Below are 17,084 nucleotides of genomic sequence, written 5' to 3'. Positions count from 1 at the left end.
GGGGAGCATAAAACTCAATACGCCCGACAGGGCGCGTACCCAGAAACTGACACGGGGCTATTCGTGGAGTTTTAGATCAATCGGTTATAAGCGGATGAAGGTGGTTGCAGGGCGGTAGACAGATACCCGGATGCGGCCCGGTCCAGGCTTATCGTTTGGCGTCATGTTCAGCTGGCTGAGGAAACATGCCGATGACGCAAAAACGCGATTTGAGTGAGGTCGCCGCAGGGGCGACTCAAGATGAACTGGACAGGGCATTGCTCGACATCACCGCCGACCTGGACAAGGCGCAGGTTTTGCGCAAAACCGTGCCGCACTGGTTGGTTGAAGCCGACGCTTCGACACTCACCGCCCTTGAACAGACGCATATCGACAGCAAGGTGATTCGTGAGAATGTCCGTTACCTGTTGAGCCGCCTGGAACCGCTGGATCAATACTGCGCAGAGCGCTTGACCAATTTTCTGCGGGCCAAAGGGGTGGAGTCGCCGGATGTCAGGCGAGACCTGCTGGAGTTGCCCAGGCGCAAGCTCACTGGGGTGAGCCCGGACCTGGGCGGCGGCTTGCTCCAGACCGTTACCTATACCAAGCAAAGCCTGCTGCATGCGGCGATGCAGAATTTCTCTGCAGAGCGCGCTGAGCCCGGGGGCATGTCCGTCGCAGCTGTAGTGCGCTCTGCGGCCACCAGGCAGCCGATGGTGGGGATGACGGTGCCTGAATTTGTCGGTCATTGCCGGGAGCTGGACCTGGGGGCGCTCTATCAAAAGCACATCGAAGAGGTCTTCGACCTGCCCGACCCGAAAAGCAAAGAGGAAGTCAGCTCCTACAACCAGGTTGCCGTCAGTATTGGCCTGGGCAAACTCATGGACATGCGCATGGATCTGCATATTGCCTTGTGCAAGGGGCATATCGAAGCCGGGACCTACGCGCGGTTGCTCAAGCTGATCGGGTTCGATCGTCCGGCCAGTGAACTCAGGAGCAGGCTGCCGGGCAACGGCCTGATCAATTGGCAGGGCTTGAACATCGATGGCACCTGCGTGTGGAGTGTATTGGTGTTTTCCGACAGCGCACCGGGCAGCCTGGATACCGGCCCCTTTATTGTCTACATGCCGAACGAGCCCTCCAGGCCCTGGTACGAGTATCCGACGCTGGAAGACTTCAAGGTGTATTTGTCCTTGAAGCTGCAAATCAAGAGCTACCGGACGTTTTTCGAAGGGTACGTGGATGAGGGCAACCGCCTGGATTTTTTCGACTCGTTCGACATGACGCGCAAGGTTGGCCAGCTGCGTGCCTTACCCGTCACGACCAGCCTGACCGGGTTCTTCTTTCAGGCATTTGTCGGCAAGATACAGTTGGACGCGCTGGTACTGGCGGTACCCAAGGCCCAGGTCGACCAGCAAGCCAGTGAAGAGCGCATGCAGCGCTATCTGGACCTGGGGCTGGACCTGCTGAATGTGGCGTCGTTGGTGGTGCCGGTGTTGGGGCAGTTGATGCTCGGGGTCGCCGTCGGACAGCTGTTGGGTGAAGTGTTCGAGGCCGTCGAGGACTGGCAGCACGATGAGCATACCGAGGCCCTCAAGCATCTGGTGAATGTGGCTGAAAATATCGCGGCCATGGCGTTGTTCGTGGCGGGCGGGCGGGTAGTGGGGACGTTGAAGCGCACCCTGACAACGTCTGCGCAGTTCTTCGAGAAGTTCGAAGCCGTCAACACTGCCGATCAGGGCCAGAAACTCTGGCGGCCAAGGCTCAATGCCTATCGACAGCCTGAGCCGGTCGCACTCCAGGCCGTGGCCAGTTCTCGAGGGGTGTACCAAGTCAACGGCCGCTCCTACATCCGCATGGGGGGAAACCACTATTCGGTTGCGTTCGATACCCGATTGCAGAAGTGGCGGGTCATCCATCCACGGCGTCCGCAGGCTTATCGCCCGCCGCTGGAGCACAACTTCCGTGGTGGCTGGCAGCATGTCTACGAGCGCCCCTTGCAATGGGAAGACCCCGTCTACAGCCTCAGGCGACTGGATCCAAGCCTTGACGAATTGCCCGCTGAGCCATTGTCGAACCTGGCGACCCTCACAGGAATGACCCTGCCACACCTGCAGGCGTTGGGCAGTGCCTACGAGCCGTTACCCGAGCGTTTTCATGACGCAGTGCTGCGCTATAAGCAAAACGACAGGGTTCGTGAGCTGATGGAGTACCTGGAGCGTGGTGAACGTCCCGATGCGAGTACCGCACGCGCGCAATTGTTTGCATTGCCGCTGGTGCCAGGCTGGCCCCAAGGGCGTTTTTTCGAGGTGCTGGACGAGGAGGGCGAACTGCTGGAAAGGCATCCGGAAACAGCACCTTTCGATTATGAGGACCTGAGCATCCATATCACCCGCAAGGAGTTGAGGGACGGGCGGGTCATGGACACCTTGCTGGAGCACTTGAGCGACGAGGAACGTGGCGACCTGTTGGGCAAGGGTGTGGCGGAAGACGACATGCGCAGTACGCTGGAGCGTCGTCTGCTGGACACGCTGCGTAGCCGGCATCAAGCCGTGTTCGACCATTTGTACACCTATTACGCCGGTGTTGCCCTGAACGAATTGGTGCCGTTGTGCGAGCGCTTCAAACAACTGCCGCCCCGCATGGCGTGGGAGCTGTACTCACAGGCCACATTATGGGAGCGCCGGTATTTGCGCACCACCGGCCAGGTACCGCTGGTGCTTGCCCAGCGGGCGCGCGAGACGGTGAACCTGTTGGAGCAGGACCGCGCACTGATGGGCCTGTACTGGCCGGAATTGGCGGGGGACGGCACCCGACGCGTGGCCGTCGGTATGCTGCAGCAAATGCCCGGCTGGCCCCGAGACCTGGCGTTGCAGGTGCGCAGGCAAACCCTGAGCGGGGAGGTGCTGGCCGAGGCGGGCGCGTCAACAGCTGCAACGCAGAGGACCCTGGTCAGCACGCCTCAGGGGTATCAGGCATTCGATCAAAAAGGCAAGGCCCTCGGGCCGGTCGCGACAGGCGCGGACGGCTTGTACACGGCGCTTTTCGATAGCCTGCTGCCACGCCAGCGCATTGCATTGAAGCTTCAGGCCGAGAACGAGGCGGCCGACCTGCGCGGCCGCCTGCGTGCTACCGCGGTGCATGAGCGTGACAGGGTCGCCCGTTACCTGTGGCCGGAACGCGGGCTGCTGGACGAAGAGCCGCTGATCTGTACCCAGGCGGCGCGAGCCGAGGCAGAGCATTTCCCGGCGGCGTTGGTGCGTAAAGTCAACAAGCTCTATCCCTTGCTCAGTCCGTCGCAGGTCAACGATTTCCTGCGCGATGCGGGCCATGATCATCTGTCGCGTGCCAAGGCGGTCCAGGCACGCGAGCAGGAGTTTGAAGCGCTGCACACGGCACTCAAACGCTGGCGTGCCGAGAAGTCTGTCAATATCGTGCAGGCCGACCCCCTGTGGGACTATCGATTGAGCCGCCACCAGGCGGCGAAGAGCATTGAAAAGTGCTGGCGACGGATGTCGACCCTGCCCGATGAGCACGCCCGCCAGGTTCCTGGGCTGTTGCTCGATGATATGGTCATCGGCCCTCTGCCGACATTGCCCGCACAGGTGCGTTTCGATCACGTCGAGCATTTGTCACTGCGCCGTTTGAACCTGACTGACGATGTGGCGTATTTCCTCAGCCACTTCAAGGGGCTGCGCACCCTTGAACTAGGCGAAAACCAGATGACCCGGCTACCTGAAGCCCTGTTGCACATGCCGGGCCTGGAGCGGTTGTACCTGAGCAACAACAAACTCCAGCTCACCGAATACACCCGTGCCAAGCTGGCCGATCTGACGCGCCTGAAGGTGTTGAACCTGGCGGACAACCCGTTGCTGGACCCGCCGGATATCAGCCGTATGTTCGCGCTGCGTAGCCTGGTGTTGCGCAACTGCCGACTCAAGGAACTGCCCAGGGACCTGTGGCGCCTGCCTTATCTTGAACATATCAATTTGCGCGCCAATGACATCAGCGTGCTGCCGGAGTGGCTACTACGCGTGCCGCGAAACGTTGCCCAGGGCGTCAACTTGCGGCACAACCCGTTATCGGCGCAAAGCCAACTGGCCCTGAAAAACTACCGTCAGGCGTACGGTCCGGGCATGGGGTTCCTGGAAGATGACATTGCCCGCTTGAACGAGCAGAGCGCACGCGAACTGTGGCTGGCGGACGAACGGATGGCGGGCTATGCGGCGAAGAAACTCACGTGGACGAGCCTCAAGGACGATCACCGGTCGGACGCCCTGTTCAAGTTGCTCGCGGAACTGGGCGGCACCAAAGACGCCGAGTTCGTGCGTGAGGACCTGCAGCGACGCGTTTGGCGGGTGCTGGAGGCTGCCGCAATGAACAGCGAACTGCGTGAGGAAGTATTCGACCGGGCCGCCACGCCGATCAATTGTGACGATGCCGCCGCCGTCAACTTCAGCAGCCTGGAAGTCCTGGTGGAAATCAGCGATGCCAAGGCCCTCATCCAGGGGCGTGCGCTGACGCCCAAGCCGCTGTTGAAACTGGGTCGTGGCCTGTTTCGCCTGGAGCAGTTGGAGGCGATTGCGCGCCGTCACAGTGGCCTGCATCCTGCCGCCGATCCATTGGAGGTCAGCCTGGCGTTCCGCACAGGCCTGGTCGGCGAATTCTATTTGCCCGGCCAGCCTCGACACATGCGCTATTCGCGGCTGGGGGAGGTCACTCAGTTGGCGCTGGATGAAGCCAAGGCCGAAGTCACGCTGGCCGAGCTGTCCCCCGAGCTGATGACGTATCTCAAGAAGCTGCCGTTCTGGACCGACTACCTCAAGCGTGCCCATGCAGCTCGCTTCGAGGCCTTGAACACGCCCTATGATGAGCGCCTCAATGACATCTTCGAACAAAGCCTGGTACTGAGCGATGCCGATTACCGGAGTCGCATGCATACCGTCCTCAGTGAACGGGAGCAGGCTGAAAGCGTGCTGATCGAGCGCTTGACCGAGGACGCCATCAGAACCGAAGGGCTGGGCCCCGTGTGTGAGGCCCCGGCCGGTTGATCATTCGGCCTTGCCGGTGGTGGTGCGGATCAGCGCCCGCACGGCGAAACGGTTGGGGTGGCAGGCGTCAGCCACCGCGCGCGGCACCGGCAGCGGCTCGTTGTCCAGCCAGGCGGCGAGTAGCTCCGCAGTCAGCGGGGCGGTGATCAGCCCCCTTGAGCCGTGGCCGCTGTTGACATACAACCCGTCCAGCCACGGGCAGGCGGCGCCAGGCACTTGCCGGGCGTCCTTGCGCAGCGCGGCGTAGGCCTGGTCGAACGCCTGGCGGTCAGCCAATGGCCCGACAATCGGCAGGTAGTCCGGGCTGGTGCAGCGGAACGCGGCGCGGCCTTCCAGGGCTTCCGGCGCCAGGCTGTCGGCGCCCAGGCGCTGGGCCAGGTCTTCGGAAATGCCCTGGAGCAGCTCCAGGTTCCCGGTATGTTCAGCGGCGGTGGGCGTAAGGTCATCGCTCTTGAAGTCGAAACTGGCGCCCAGGGTGTGCTCGCCCAGGCGTGGCGGGGCGACGTAGCCTTCGGCGCACACCACCGTGGCCAGGGCCTGGCTGTCGGCGGTCTGCGGCAAACGGGTGATCTGCCCGCGAATGCGCTTGAGGGGCAGGTCGGCGAAACGCTGGACCTCGGCGGCGCCGGCCAGGATCGCCACGCTGGCGCTGGCGAGCAGGCGCTCAGCGTCCCAGGCTTGCCACTGACCGTCGACGTGCCGCAGGTCGAGCACATCGTGGTAGGGCAGCAGGGCCACGCCCGGCTGGTGTGCTTGCCATTCGCACAATGCCGGTGGGTGCACCCAGCCGCCTTCGGGGAAAAACAGCCCACCGTGCGCCAGCGCGACACCGGCGCGGGCCTGGGCCTGGTCGCGGTCGAGCAGGTGCAGCAAGTCTGGCGCGAAAGCAGCGGCCAGTTGCGCCTGGCGTTGGGCTTCCTTGGCGTCGAAGGCCAGCTGCAGCACGCCGCAACTGTCCCAGTCGACGCCGCGATGCAGGTGCTCCAGCACCCGGCGGGTGTAGCCAAACCCCGCCACGATCAACTGCGACAGGGCTGTGCCGTGGGCCGACAGTTTCAGGTACAGCACGCCCTGGGGGTTGCCGGAGGCTTCCCGCGCCACACCGTCATGGCGCTCCAGCAGGCTGACCTGCCAACCCCTGGCCGCCAGGCTGGCCGCTGTCGCGCAGCCCGCCAGGCCGGCGCCGATCACCAGTGCGTGACGCTCACCCGCAAGGGCGGGCGGCCTGGCGAACCACGGCTTGGTCGCGGCCGGTACCGGTGTGTCGGCCGGCCAACCGAGAAACTCCCCACGGAGGATCTCCCACTTGTGGCCAATGCCCGGCGTACGTTTCATCTTGAACCCGGCGGCGTTGATCAGCCGACGCACCCAGCCGGTGCTGGTAAACGTGCTGATGGTCGAGCCCGGCGCCGCCAGGCGTGCCAGCTCGGCAAACAGCTCGGCGGTCCACATCTCCGGGTTTTTCGCCGGGGCGAAGCCGTCCAGGAACCAGGCGTCGATTTGCGCATCCAGTTGCGGCAGTTGCTCCAGGGCATCGCCGATCAGCAGGGTCAGGGTCACGCGGCCGTTATCCAGCACCAGGCGCTGGAAGCCCTGATGGATGGCAATGTATTGCGCCAGCAGTTGTTCGGCGAAGGGGTGCAGTTCGGGCCAGAGCAGCAGGGCGCGTCGCAGGTCGGCATGGCTCAGCGGATACTTTTCCACGCTGACGAAATGCAGGCGCGCACCGGCTACCGCGTGTTGTTCGAACAGTTGCCAGGCGCAGAGGAAATTCAACCCCGTGCCGAACCCGGTCTCACCAATCACCAGCCGCCCACCGGCGGGCAGCGCGGCAAAGCGCTCCTGCAAGCGGTTCTGTTCGAGGAACACATAGCGGGTTTCTTCAAGGCCCGACTTATCGGAAAAGTACACATCGTCGAAGATTCGCGAGTGCGGGCGACCTTGGTCATCCCAGTCGAGCTGGGCGTGGGTGATAGGGTTCATGGGCGGCTCGGTAAAGACAAGGCCGTCATTCTAGCCGATCAACCGACGTTGAATTGACCCACGGCAAGCGCCGGTGGAATTTCCTCCCGCGTGTTGTTGCCCAATCCGCTAGTCTTGAGCCATCTTGAAACGGAGCTGCCCATGTTCGAATCCGCCGAAATCGGTCACGCCATCGACAAAGACACCTTTGAGGCCGAAGTGCCTGCATTGCGAGAAGCCTTGCTGGAGGTGCAGTACGAGTTGCAGCAGCAGAAGCGCTTCCCGGTGATTATCCTGATCAACGGTATCGAAGGCGCCGGCAAGGGCGAGACGGTCAAGCTGCTCAATGAATGGATGGACCCGCGCCTGATCGAAGTGCGCACCTTCGACCAGCAGACCGACGAAGAACTGGCGCGCCCGCCGGCCTGGCGCTACTGGCGCCAACTTCCCGCCAAGGGCCGCATGGGTATCTTCTTTGGCAACTGGTACAGCCAGATGCTGCAAGGCCGTGTACATGGGCAGATCAAGGACGCCCGCCTGGACCAGGCCATCGCCGGCGCCGAACGCCTGGAAAAGATGCTCTGCGATGAAGGCGCGCTGATCTTCAAGTTCTGGTTCCACCTCTCCAAAAAGCAGATGAAAGCGCGGCTCAAGGCCCTGGCCGATGACCCCCTGCACAGCTGGCGCATCAGCCCGCTGGACTGGCAGCAATCCGAGACTTACGACAAATTCGTGCACTTCGGCGAGCGAGTGTTGCGCCGCACCAGCCGCGACTATGCGCCGTGGCATGTGATCGAAGGCGTGGACAGCAACTACCGCAGCCTCACCGTAGGCAAACTCCTGCTCGAAGGCCTGCAGAATGCGCTCAAGCTGCCCAAGGGCAAGGCCAGCGGCATGAACCCGGCGCCCTTGATCGCCTCGGTGGACAAGAAGAGCCTGTTGGACAGCCTCGACCTGTCCCAGCGCCTGGACAAGGACGATTACGAAGAACAACTGATCACCGAACAAGCACGCTTCTCCGGACTGATGCGCGACAAGCGCATGCGCAAGCACGCCTTGATCACGGTGTTCGAGGGCAACGACGCGGCGGGCAAAGGTGGGGCGATCCGCCGGGTGGCAGCGGCGTTGGACCCGCGTCAGTACCACATCGTGCCGATTGCCGCGCCCAGTGAAGACGAGCGCGCCCAGCCTTATTTATGGCGGTTCTGGCAGAAGATTCCGGCACGCGGCATGTTCACCGTGTTCGACCGCTCCTGGTATGGCCGCGTGCTGGTGGAGCGCATCGAAGGCTTCTGCACCCCTGCCGACTGGATGCGCGCCTATGGCGAGATCAATGACTTCGAAGAGCAACTGCGCGATGCCGGTGTGATCGTGGTCAAGTTCTGGCTGGCCATCGACAAGGACACGCAACTGGAGCGCTTCCAGGCCCGCGAGGAAATCCCTTTCAAACGCTTCAAGATCACCGAAGACGACTGGCGCAACCGCGACAAATGGGACGACTACCGCGCGGCGGTAGGCGATATGGTCGATCGCACCAGCACCGAGGTATCGCCCTGGACCCTGGTGGAGGCCAATGACAAGCGCTGGGCGCGGGTCAAGGTGTTGCGCACGATCAACCTGGCGCTGGAAGAGGCGTTCGCCAAGTCCGACAAGCACGACAAAAAGAAAAAGAAATAATGATGCAGCTCGTTGTGGCGAGCGGGCTTGCCCCGCGTTGGGCTGCGAAGCAGCCCTAAAACCTGCCAACTCAGTCGTGCCTGAAGAACCGCGGTGCCTGATTCGGGGCCGCTTCGCGCCCCAACGCAGGGCAAGCCTGCTCACCACAACAGGCCGACTCACCACAACAAGCCTGCTCACCACAGTGAGCCGGGCCGCCATGGTTTTGTATCTATGGGGTGAATGATCGTCGCGATGGCGCAGGGTGGGATCTATGCTCGATCCAACAACCACAAGATCGAGGTAGCCCATGCGTGAAGTAGTGATCGTCGACAGCGTGCGAACCGGCCTGGCCAAGTCCTTTCGCGGCAAGTTCAACCAGACCCGCCCGGATGACATGGCGGCCCATTGCGTCAACGCGCTGCTCACCCGCAACGGTATCGATCCGGCGACGGTGGAGGATTGCATCGTCGGCGCCGGCTCCAACGAGGGCGCCCAGGGTTACAACATCGGGCGCAATGTGGCGGTGCTTTCGCAACTGGGCACTGGCGTAGCCGGCATGACTCTCAACCGTTTCTGCTCGTCGGGCTTGCAGGCGATTGCCATTGCGGCCAACCAGATTGCTTCGGGTTGCAGCGATATCATCGTTGCCGGCGGCGTCGAATCGATCAGCCTGACCATGAAAAGCGTCAACACCGACAACCTGATCAACCCGCTGCTCAAAGAGCAGGTGCCGGGTATCTATTTTCCCATGGGCCAGACCGCCGAGATCGTCGCGCGTCGCTACAACGTCAGCCGCGAAGAACAGGACCTGTACGCCCTGCAAAGCCAGCAGCGCACCGCCCAGGCCCAGGCCGATGGGCTGTTCAACGATGAAATCGTGCCGATGGCGGTCAAGTACAAGGTCGAGGACAAGCACACCGGTGAAGTGCAGATTCTTGATGGCGTGGTTGACCGTGACGACTGCAACCGCCCGGACACTACCCTGGCGAGTCTGCAAGGTTTGAAGCCGGTGTTTGCCGAAGATGGCTCGGTGACGGCGGGCAATTCCTCGCAGCTCTCCGACGGCGCCTCGATGACCCTGGTGATGAGCCTGGAAAAAGCCCTGGCGTTGGGGCTCAAGCCCAAGGCGTTTTTCCGTGGCTTCACCGTGGCCGGTTGCGAGCCGGACGAGATGGGCATTGGCCCGGTGTTCTCGGTGCCCAAGTTGCTCCAGGCCAAGGGCTTGCAGGTGGCGGATATCGACCTCTGGGAGCTGAACGAAGCGTTCGCCTCGCAGTGCCTGTATGCGCGCAATCGCCTGGAAATCGACAATGCCAAGTACAACGTCAACGGCGGCTCGATTTCCATCGGTCATCCATTCGGCATGACCGGCTCGCGGCAGGTGGGGCACCTGGTGCGTGAGTTGCAGCGACGCAACCTGCGTTACGGCATCGTCACCATGTGCGTGGGCGGCGGCATGGGGGCCACCGGGTTGTTCGAAGCGGTGCGCTGATCGGCAAGTTAAGTGTTCGCTACACAAAGTGCATCGGGTGCCCCTAGAATGCGGCTCCACTTCCTCCGGCTTCTGGGGTACTCATGCACATCTCTTCCGGCCGCTGGGTCTATGGTTTTCTCCTGACCCTGCTGACCGCGTTCCTGTGGGGCATTCTGCCGATCAAACTCAAGCAGGTGCTGCAGGTGATGGACCCGATCACCGTCACCTGGTTTCGCCTGATCGTGGCCGGCAGTTGCCTGTTCATCTACCTGGCGCTGACCAAACGTCTGCCCAGCCGCAAGGTACTCGGCCCCAAGGGCGGCTGGCTGGTGGCGATGGCGGTGTGCGGGCTGGTGGGCAACTACGTGCTGTACCTGGTGGGCCTGAAATTGCTCAGCCCCGGCACTGCGCAATTGGTGGTACAGATGGGGCCGATCTTTTTGATGGTCGCCAGTGTGTTCGTCTTCAAGGAGCGCTTCAGCCTGGGGCAGGGGTTGGGGTTGGTGGTGCTGATCCTGGGATTCGGCCTGTTCTTCAACCAGCGCCTGGAAGAACTGCTGACCTCGCTCGGCGCCTACACCGCCGGCGTGCTGACCATCCTGCTCGCCACCACGATCTGGGTGTTCTATGCCCTCGGCCAGAAACAACTGTTGACGGTGTGGAACTCGCTGCAGGTGATGATGGTGATCTACCTGTCCTGCGCCATATTGCTTACGCCTTGGGCGCATCCGCTGGAGGCATTGGACCTGAGCCCGCTGCAAGGCTGGCTGTTGCTCGGGTGCTGCATGAATACCCTGGTGGCCTACGGCGCCTTTGCCGAAGCGCTGGCCCATTGGGAGGCCTCACGGGTCAGTGCGACCCTGGCACTCACGCCGTTGGTGACCTTTGTGGCGGTGGCCCTGGCGGCCTGGCTGTGGCCCGACTATGTGCAGGCCGAAGAGATCAACGCCCTGGGCTATGCCGGGGCGTTGGTGGTGGTGCTGGGCTCGGCGACCGTGGCGCTGGCGCCGTCGTTGCTCGCCGGGCTCAAGGCCCGGCGGTTGCGCATGGCATCCTAGGCTAGGCGCCCAGCATGTCTTCGGGGCGAACCCACTGGTCGAACTCCGCATCGGTGAGGTAGCCCAGCTCCAGCGCGGCCTCCCGCAGCGTCAACCCTTCGGCGTAGGCCTTCTTGGCGATCTCGGCCGATTTGTCGTAGCCGATGTGCGGGTTGAGCGCGGTGACCAGCATCAACCCACGCTCCAGATGCTCGGCCATCTGCACCGGGTCGGGCTCCAGCCCGGCCACGCAGTGTTCCTGGAAGTTGTTGCAGCCGTCGGCCAGCAGTCGGATCGACTCGAGCAGGTTGTGGATGATCACCGGCTTGTACACATTCAACTGCAAGTGGCCCTGGCTGGCGGCAATGCCGATGGTCACGTCATTGCCCAGCACCTGGCAGGCCAGCATCGACAGTGCTTCGCACTGTGTCGGGTTGACCTTGCCCGGCATGATCGAGCTGCCCGGTTCGTTGGCCGGCAATTTCACCTCGGCCAGCCCGGTGCGCGGGCCGGAGCCCAGCAGGCGCAGGTCATTGGCGATTTTCATCAGGGCCACGGCCAGGGTTTTCAGCGCACCGTGCAGCGTCACCAGCGGCTCATGGCCAGAGAGAGCGGCGAATTTGTTCGGCGCGGTGACGAACGGCAAGCCCGACAGCGCCGCCAGCTCCGAGGCAATCGCCTCGCCGAAGCCATGGGGCGCATTGAGCCCGGTGCCCACGGCGGTGCCGCCCTGGGCAAGCTCGCATGCGGCTGGCAGGGCGGCGCGGATCGCACGTTCGGCGTAGTCGAGTTGAGCGATGAATGCCGAAAGCTCCTGGCCGAAGGTGATCGGCGTGGCATCCATCATGTGGGTGCGCCCGGTCTTCACCAGCTTCATATGTTTGGCGGCTTGCTCCGCCAGCCCGCCGGACAGGCTGGCAATCGCCGGTAGCAAGCGTTGATGCACCGCCTGCACGGCGGCGATGCTCATGGCCGTGGGGAAACAGTCGTTGGAGCTCTGGGAACGGTTGACGTGATCGTTGGGGTGCACCGGGCTCTTGCCGCCGCGCTTATTGCCCGCCAGTTCGTTGGCGCGGCCGGCGATCACTTCGTTGGCGTTCATGTTGCTCTGGGTGCCGCTGCCGGTCTGCCACACCACCAGGGGGAACTGGTCGTCGTGCTGGCCGGCCAGCACTTCGTCGGCGGCCTGTTCGATCAGGCGGGCGATGTCGGCGGGCAGGTCGCCATTGCGGTCGTTGACCCGTGCCGCCGCCTTCTTGACCAGGGCCAGGGCATGCAATACCGCTAAAGGCATGCGCTGTTCGCCGATGGCGAAGTTCACCAGCGAGCGTTGGGTCTGGGCGCCCCAGTAAGCGTCATCCGGGACATGGACTTCTCCCAGGCTGTCGGTTTCGATACGGCTCATCGGGCACACTCCTTCAGGTTCGTTTGCGCAGTTTAGGCTGTGATCAGCCTTGGGGGTTCCCCTGAAAGACTTTTCATCGGGCAATCCTTGTCCGACAAGGCCCGGGGTTGAGCCCCAAGGTTTTTTAGGCGCAGAATGGGCGCCCTTGGGGTCTTACCTCGCCTGCTAGAAAAGGAAACTCGATGACTCGTCTTCGTGCCATCTGTACCGCGGTTGCTCTGGTTTGCGCCAGCGGCCAGGTTCTTGCCGATACCGCCAGCCACAACGCCAGTGCCGAAGCCTTCCTTACCCTGGCCCATGCCGACAAGCTGGGTACCCCGGTGTACATGCAAGTGCAGCAAATGTTCGCCCAGCGTTTCGAACAGACCAAGGCGCCTGCCGCCAAGCAGTCCGTACTCGACAGCTACCAGGCCAAGGCCAACGCCGCCCTCGACCAGGCCATCGGCTGGCCGAAGCTGAAGCCGGACATGGTCAAGCTCTACACCACCAACTTCAGCGAATCCGAGCTCAAGGACCTGGTTGCCTTCTACCAGTCGCCACTGGGCAAGAAAGTCCTGGAAAAAATGCCGCAACTGACCCAGCAATCGGCCCAGATGACCCAGGCCAAGCTGGAAAGCGCAGTGCCGGTGGTGAACAAGCTGTTGGAAGACATGACCAACGAGCTGACACCTAAAGCCGCCGCACCGGCCAAGAAGAAGTAAGCAGGAATGACCATGCAACAGCGTATCGAAACGGCGCTTGCCGCCCTGGGCACCGACCACTTGAGCGTGCTGGATGAAAGCCACATGCACAGCCGTGGCTTGCAGACCCACTTCAAGGCCGTGCTGGTCAGCCCGCAGTTCGAGGGGCTCAACCGCGTCAAGCGCCACCAGAAGGTCTACGCCACCCTGGGTGACCTGATGAGCGAGTTTCATGCGCTGGCGCTGCATACCTACACGCCTGATGAATGGGCGAAAATCGACGCAGCCCCGGCCTCGCCGACCTGCGCCGGCGGGCATGATTGATGATCGGGTGTCTCTGACACCGGGCATTTGTTAGAATCCGCAACGCGCCGCCTAGCCGGCGCGTTTTTTTTGCATCCGGTTCACCCCTTACGAGGGTAGCCACCTGGAGAGAACACCCATGACTCAACCGATTGTCGTGGCGGCACTGTATAAGTTCGTCACCCTTGAAGATTACGTCGCCCTGCGCGAGCCACTGCTGCAGGCGATGGTCGACAACGGCATCAAAGGCACCTTGCTGATCGCCGAAGAAGGCATCAACGGCACCGTTTCCGGCAGCCGCGAAGGCATTGATGGCTTGATGGCCTGGCTGAAGAACGACCCGCGGATGGTCGACATCGACCACAAAGAATCCTACTGCGACGACCAGCCGTTCTACCGCACCAAGGTCAAGCTCAAGAAAGAGATCGTGACCCTGGGCGTCGAAGGCGTCGACCCGAACAAGAAGGTCGGCACCTACGTCGACCCGCAGGACTGGAACGCGCTGATCAGCGACCCGGAAGTGCTGTTGATCGACACTCGCAACGACTACGAAGTGTCGATCGGCACCTTTGAAGGCGCAATCGACCCGAAAACCACCAGTTTTCGCGAATTTCCCGACTACATCAAAGCCAACTTCGACCCGGCCAAGCACAAGAAGGTCGCCATGTTCTGCACCGGCGGCATTCGGTGCGAGAAGGCCTCGAGCTACATGCTCAGCGAGGGTTTCGATGAGGTCTACCACCTCAAGGGCGGCATCCTGAAGTACCTCGAAGAGGTGCCGCAGGCAGAAACCAAATGGCAGGGTGACTGCTTTGTTTTCGATAATCGCGTCACCGTGCGCCACGACCTGAGCGAAGGCGACTACGATCAATGTCATGCCTGCCGCACACCCGTGAGTGTTGAGGACCGCGCCTCCGAGCACTATGTCGCAGGCATCAGCTGCCCGCACTGCTGGGATAAGCTGCCGGAGAAGACCCGCCGCAGTGCGATTGACCGCCAGAAGCAGATCGAGCTGGCCAAGGCCCGTAACATGCCGCACCCGATTGGCTTCAATTACAAGCAAACTCCTTCCGAGGCCTGAGCCATGTCCGCGCGCCTGCTCTATGTAATGGACCCGATGTGTTCCTGGTGCTGGGGCTTTGCCCCGGTGGCCGAGGCGTTGGTGGAGCAGGCCCAGGCGGCCGGCGTGGAGCTGCATCTGGTGGTGGGCGGCTTGCGCACCGGCAGCGGCGCGGCGCTGGAGCCGACCACGCGACGGTACATCCTGGAGCACTGGCAGGCGGTGACCGACGCCACCGGCCAGCCGTTCAAGCGTGACGGCGCACTGCCCGACGGTTTTGTGTATGACACCGAGCCGGCGTGCCGCGCCATCGTCACGGCGCGCAGCCTGGCGCCGGATTGCGCGTGGAAGCTGCTGGGGCTGATCCAGCGTGCGTTTTATGTCGAAGGTCGCGATGTGACCCTCGCCAGTGTGCTGGTGGAGCTGGCCGAGCAGGCGGGTATCCCGCGCATCGAGTTTGCCGGCGAATTTGACCGCGCCGAGCAGCACGCCGCCACAGCGGCCGATTTTACCTGGGTGCAGGACCTGGGTATCGCCGGTTTCCCCACGCTGCTGGCCGAGCGCAATGGCCAGTTGGCGTTGCTGACCAACGGTTACCAGCCGCTGTCCGAGCTATCGCCGCTACTGGGCCGATGGCTGGAGCGAGCCACCTGTGCATGAGCAACCTCAACGCACTGACCGCCTGACCTGGGCGGAAATTCGCCGCCTGGCCCTGCGCCACAAGAAGTCCCTGTGGATCGCCAATGGCGTCGCCGTGCTGGCGACCCTGTGCAGCGTGCCCATTCCTCTGTTATTGCCGTTGCTGGTGGATGAAGTGCTGCTGGGTCGTGGCGATGCCGCACTCAAAGTGATGAACCACGCCTTGCCCCTGGGCTGGCAGAAGGCCGCCGGCTATATCGGCCTGATGTTGCTGGTGACGCTGTTCCTGCGCTGCGGCGCGCTGGTGTTCAACGTGGTGCAGGCGCGGTTGTTTGCGCGGTTGGCCAAGGACATCGTGTACCGCATCCGCGTGCGGCTGATCGAACGGCTCAAGCGTATTTCCCTCGGCGAATACGAAAGCCTGGGCAGTGGCACGGTCACCACCCACCTGGTCACCGACCTGGATACCCTGGATAAATTCGTCGGCGAAACCCTCAGCCGGTTCCTGGTGGCGATGCTCACGCTGGTGGGCACGTCGGCGATCCTGGTGTGGATGCATTGGCAACTGGCGCTGCTGATCCTGCTGTTCAACCCGCTGGTGATCTACGCCACGGTGCAGTTGGGTAAACGCGTTAAACACCTGAAGAAGCTGGAAAACGACAGCACTTCGCGGTTTACCCAGGCACTCACCGAAACCCTGGACGCCATCCAGGAAGTGCGCGCCGGCAACCGCCAGGGCTTCTTCCTCGGGCGCCTCGGCCAGCGGGCCCAGGAAGTGCGCGACTACGCGATCCACTCCCAGTGGAAAACCGATGCTTCCAGCCGCGCCAGCGGGTTGCTGTTCCAGTTCGGCATCGACATCTTCCGTGCGGCGGCCATGCTCACGGTGCTGTTTTCCGACTTGTCCATCGGCCAGATGCTCGCGGTGTTCAGTTACCTGTGGTTCATGATCGGCCCGGTGGAGCAATTGCTGAACCTGCAATATGCCTACTATGCGGCGGGCGGGGCGCTGACGCGGATCAACGAGCTGCTGGCACGGGCCGATGAGCCGCAATATGCGGGCGGCGAAGACCCGTTCACCGGGCGCGAAACCGTCGGCATCGAAGTGCGTGGCCTGAGTTTCGGTTATGGCGAAGACCTGGTCCTCGACCAGTTGAACCTGGCCATCGCACCGGGGGAAAAGGTCGCGATCGTCGGCGCCAGCGGCGGTGGCAAAAGCACCCTGGTGCAACTGCTGCTGGGCCTGTACACGCCCCAGGCCGGGACTATCCGCTTTGGCGGTGCCACCCAGCAGGACATCGGCCTGGAGACCATCCGCGAGCACGTCGCCGTGGTGCTGCAACATCCCGCGCTGTTCAACGACACTGTGCGCGCCAACCTGACTATGGGCCGCGAGCGCAGTGACCAGGCCTGCTGGCAGGCACTGGAAATCGCCCAACTGGATGCGACGGTCAAGGCGTTGCCCATGGGCCTGGACAGTGTGGTGGGGCGTTCCGGGGTGCGGTTTTCCGGCGGCCAGCGTCAGCGCCTGGCGATTGCGCGCATGGTGTTGGCCGAACCGAAAGTGGTGATCCTCGATGAAGCGACTTCCGCCCTGGACGCCGCCACCGAGTACAACCTGCACCAGGCGCTGGCGCGCTTCCTCAGCGGCCGTACTACACTGATCATCGCCCACCGCCTGTCGGCGGTTAAGCAGGCAGATCGAGTCTTAGTGTTCGACGGCGGTCACATTGCAGAGGATGGCGACCATCAGCAATTGATTGCTGACGGTGGTTTGTACGCCAAACTCTACGGGCACTTGCAACAAGTACGTTGATTTAGCCTAGGCTGAGCTA

General features: G+C 62.7%; 11 protein-coding genes. 9 read left to right on the top strand and 2 right to left on the bottom strand.

Annotated elements, in window-relative coordinates; all coding sequences use genetic code 11:
- Window positions 1-191 precede the first annotated feature (191 nt).
- A complete protein-coding gene (locus tag M2497_RS22370) occupies window positions 192-5,030 on the top strand; it encodes an NEL-type E3 ubiquitin ligase domain-containing protein (RefSeq protein ID WP_248483287.1) in 4,839 nt (1,612 codons plus the stop codon).
- Here the strand turns inward: M2497_RS22370 and mnmC are convergent, their stop codons facing one another.
- Window positions 5,031-7,013 (bottom strand): bifunctional tRNA (5-methylaminomethyl-2-thiouridine)(34)-methyltransferase MnmD/FAD-dependent 5-carboxymethylaminomethyl-2-thiouridine(34) oxidoreductase MnmC, encoded by a 1,983-nt coding sequence (mnmC, locus tag M2497_RS22365; RefSeq protein WP_248483285.1) that lies wholly within the window; start codon window positions 7,011-7,013, stop codon window positions 5,031-5,033.
- 141 nt (window positions 7,014-7,154) lie between these two features.
- On the opposite strand from mnmC, the gene pap reads away from it, so the two are divergent.
- The 3 genes from pap (at window position 7,155) to M2497_RS22350 (ending at window position 11,183) form a co-directional block, all read left to right on the top strand.
- Window positions 7,155-8,669, top strand: coding sequence for a polyphosphate:AMP phosphotransferase (gene pap / locus M2497_RS22360; protein WP_248483283.1), 1,515 nt, complete (start codon window positions 7,155-7,157; stop codon window positions 8,667-8,669).
- A 289-nt stretch (window positions 8,670-8,958) separates the two neighbouring features.
- Window positions 8,959-10,143 carry a thiolase family protein gene (locus M2497_RS22355; protein ID WP_248483281.1) on the top strand — a complete coding sequence of 395 codons (1,185 nt, stop codon included), beginning with the start codon at window positions 8,959-8,961 and terminating at the stop codon, window positions 10,141-10,143.
- An 83-nt stretch (window positions 10,144-10,226) separates the two neighbouring features.
- Window positions 10,227-11,183: a DMT family transporter gene (locus tag M2497_RS22350; protein ID WP_179028367.1), complete on the top strand. Its 957-nt coding sequence runs from the start codon at window positions 10,227-10,229 to the stop codon at window positions 11,181-11,183.
- A 1-nt stretch (window position 11,184) separates the two neighbouring features.
- Here M2497_RS22350 and M2497_RS22345 read toward each other — a convergent pair whose 3' ends face one another.
- Window positions 11,185-12,567, bottom strand: coding sequence for a class II fumarate hydratase (locus M2497_RS22345; protein ID WP_248483280.1), 1,383 nt, complete (start codon window positions 12,565-12,567; stop codon window positions 11,185-11,187).
- A gap of 182 nt (window positions 12,568-12,749) precedes the next feature.
- Here M2497_RS22345 and M2497_RS22340 point away from each other — a divergent pair, with 182 nt between their 5' ends.
- The 5 genes from M2497_RS22340 (at window position 12,750) to M2497_RS22320 (ending at window position 17,065) form a co-directional block, all read left to right on the top strand.
- Window positions 12,750-13,268 carry a DUF2059 domain-containing protein gene (locus tag M2497_RS22340; RefSeq protein WP_058424992.1) on the top strand — a complete coding sequence of 173 codons (519 nt, stop codon included), beginning with the start codon at window positions 12,750-12,752 and terminating at the stop codon, window positions 13,266-13,268.
- Window positions 13,269-13,274: 6 nt separating this feature from the next.
- On the top strand, window positions 13,275-13,571 hold the full coding sequence (locus tag M2497_RS22335; RefSeq protein WP_185703844.1) for a BolA family protein: 297 nt from the start codon (window positions 13,275-13,277) through the stop codon (window positions 13,569-13,571).
- Window positions 13,572-13,689: 118 nt separating this feature from the next.
- Window positions 13,690-14,631, top strand: coding sequence for a rhodanese-related sulfurtransferase (locus M2497_RS22330; protein WP_033900937.1), 942 nt, complete (start codon window positions 13,690-13,692; stop codon window positions 14,629-14,631).
- Window positions 14,632-14,667: 36 nt separating this feature from the next.
- On the top strand, window positions 14,668-15,270 hold the full coding sequence (locus tag M2497_RS22325) for a DsbA family protein (protein ID WP_172832155.1): 603 nt from the start codon (window positions 14,668-14,670) through the stop codon (window positions 15,268-15,270).
- Complete coding sequence (locus M2497_RS22320; RefSeq protein ID WP_071492777.1) at window positions 15,263-17,065, top strand: ABC transporter ATP-binding protein; 1,803 nt, start codon at window positions 15,263-15,265, stop codon at window positions 17,063-17,065. The genes M2497_RS22325 and M2497_RS22320 overlap by 8 nt, the downstream gene beginning before the upstream one ends.
- The last annotated feature ends 19 nt before the right edge of the window (window positions 17,066-17,084 follow it).

Origin of the sequence: Pseudomonas sp. CYM-20-01 (genome assembly GCF_023169845.1) — a bacterium.
GTDB lineage: Bacteria > Pseudomonadota > Gammaproteobacteria > Pseudomonadales > Pseudomonadaceae > Aquipseudomonas > Aquipseudomonas azotoformans.
Note: the sequence above shows the minus strand (reverse complement) of the source record. Positions and strands in the feature narration are given on the sequence as shown.

Coding starts and splice junctions, on each gene's coding strand:
- M2497_RS22335 (WP_185703844.1), top strand. CDS start 13,275: ATGACCATGCAACAGCGTATCGAAACGGCGCTTGCCGCCCTGGGCACC.
- M2497_RS22350 (WP_179028367.1), top strand. CDS start 10,227: ATGCACATCTCTTCCGGCCGCTGGGTCTATGGTTTTCTCCTGACCCTG.
- M2497_RS22370 (WP_248483287.1), top strand. CDS start 192: ATGACGCAAAAACGCGATTTGAGTGAGGTCGCCGCAGGGGCGACTCAA.
- M2497_RS22345 (WP_248483280.1), bottom strand. CDS start 12,567: ATGAGCCGTATCGAAACCGACAGCCTGGGAGAAGTCCATGTCCCGGAT.
- M2497_RS22325 (WP_172832155.1), top strand. CDS start 14,668: ATGTGTTCCTGGTGCTGGGGCTTTGCCCCGGTGGCCGAGGCGTTGGTG.
- M2497_RS22330 (WP_033900937.1), top strand. CDS start 13,690: ATGACTCAACCGATTGTCGTGGCGGCACTGTATAAGTTCGTCACCCTT.
- M2497_RS22355 (WP_248483281.1), top strand. CDS start 8,959: ATGCGTGAAGTAGTGATCGTCGACAGCGTGCGAACCGGCCTGGCCAAG.
- mnmC (WP_248483285.1), bottom strand. CDS start 7,013: ATGAACCCTATCACCCACGCCCAGCTCGACTGGGATGACCAAGGTCGC.
- M2497_RS22340 (WP_058424992.1), top strand. CDS start 12,750: ATGACTCGTCTTCGTGCCATCTGTACCGCGGTTGCTCTGGTTTGCGCC.
- pap (WP_248483283.1), top strand. CDS start 7,155: ATGTTCGAATCCGCCGAAATCGGTCACGCCATCGACAAAGACACCTTT.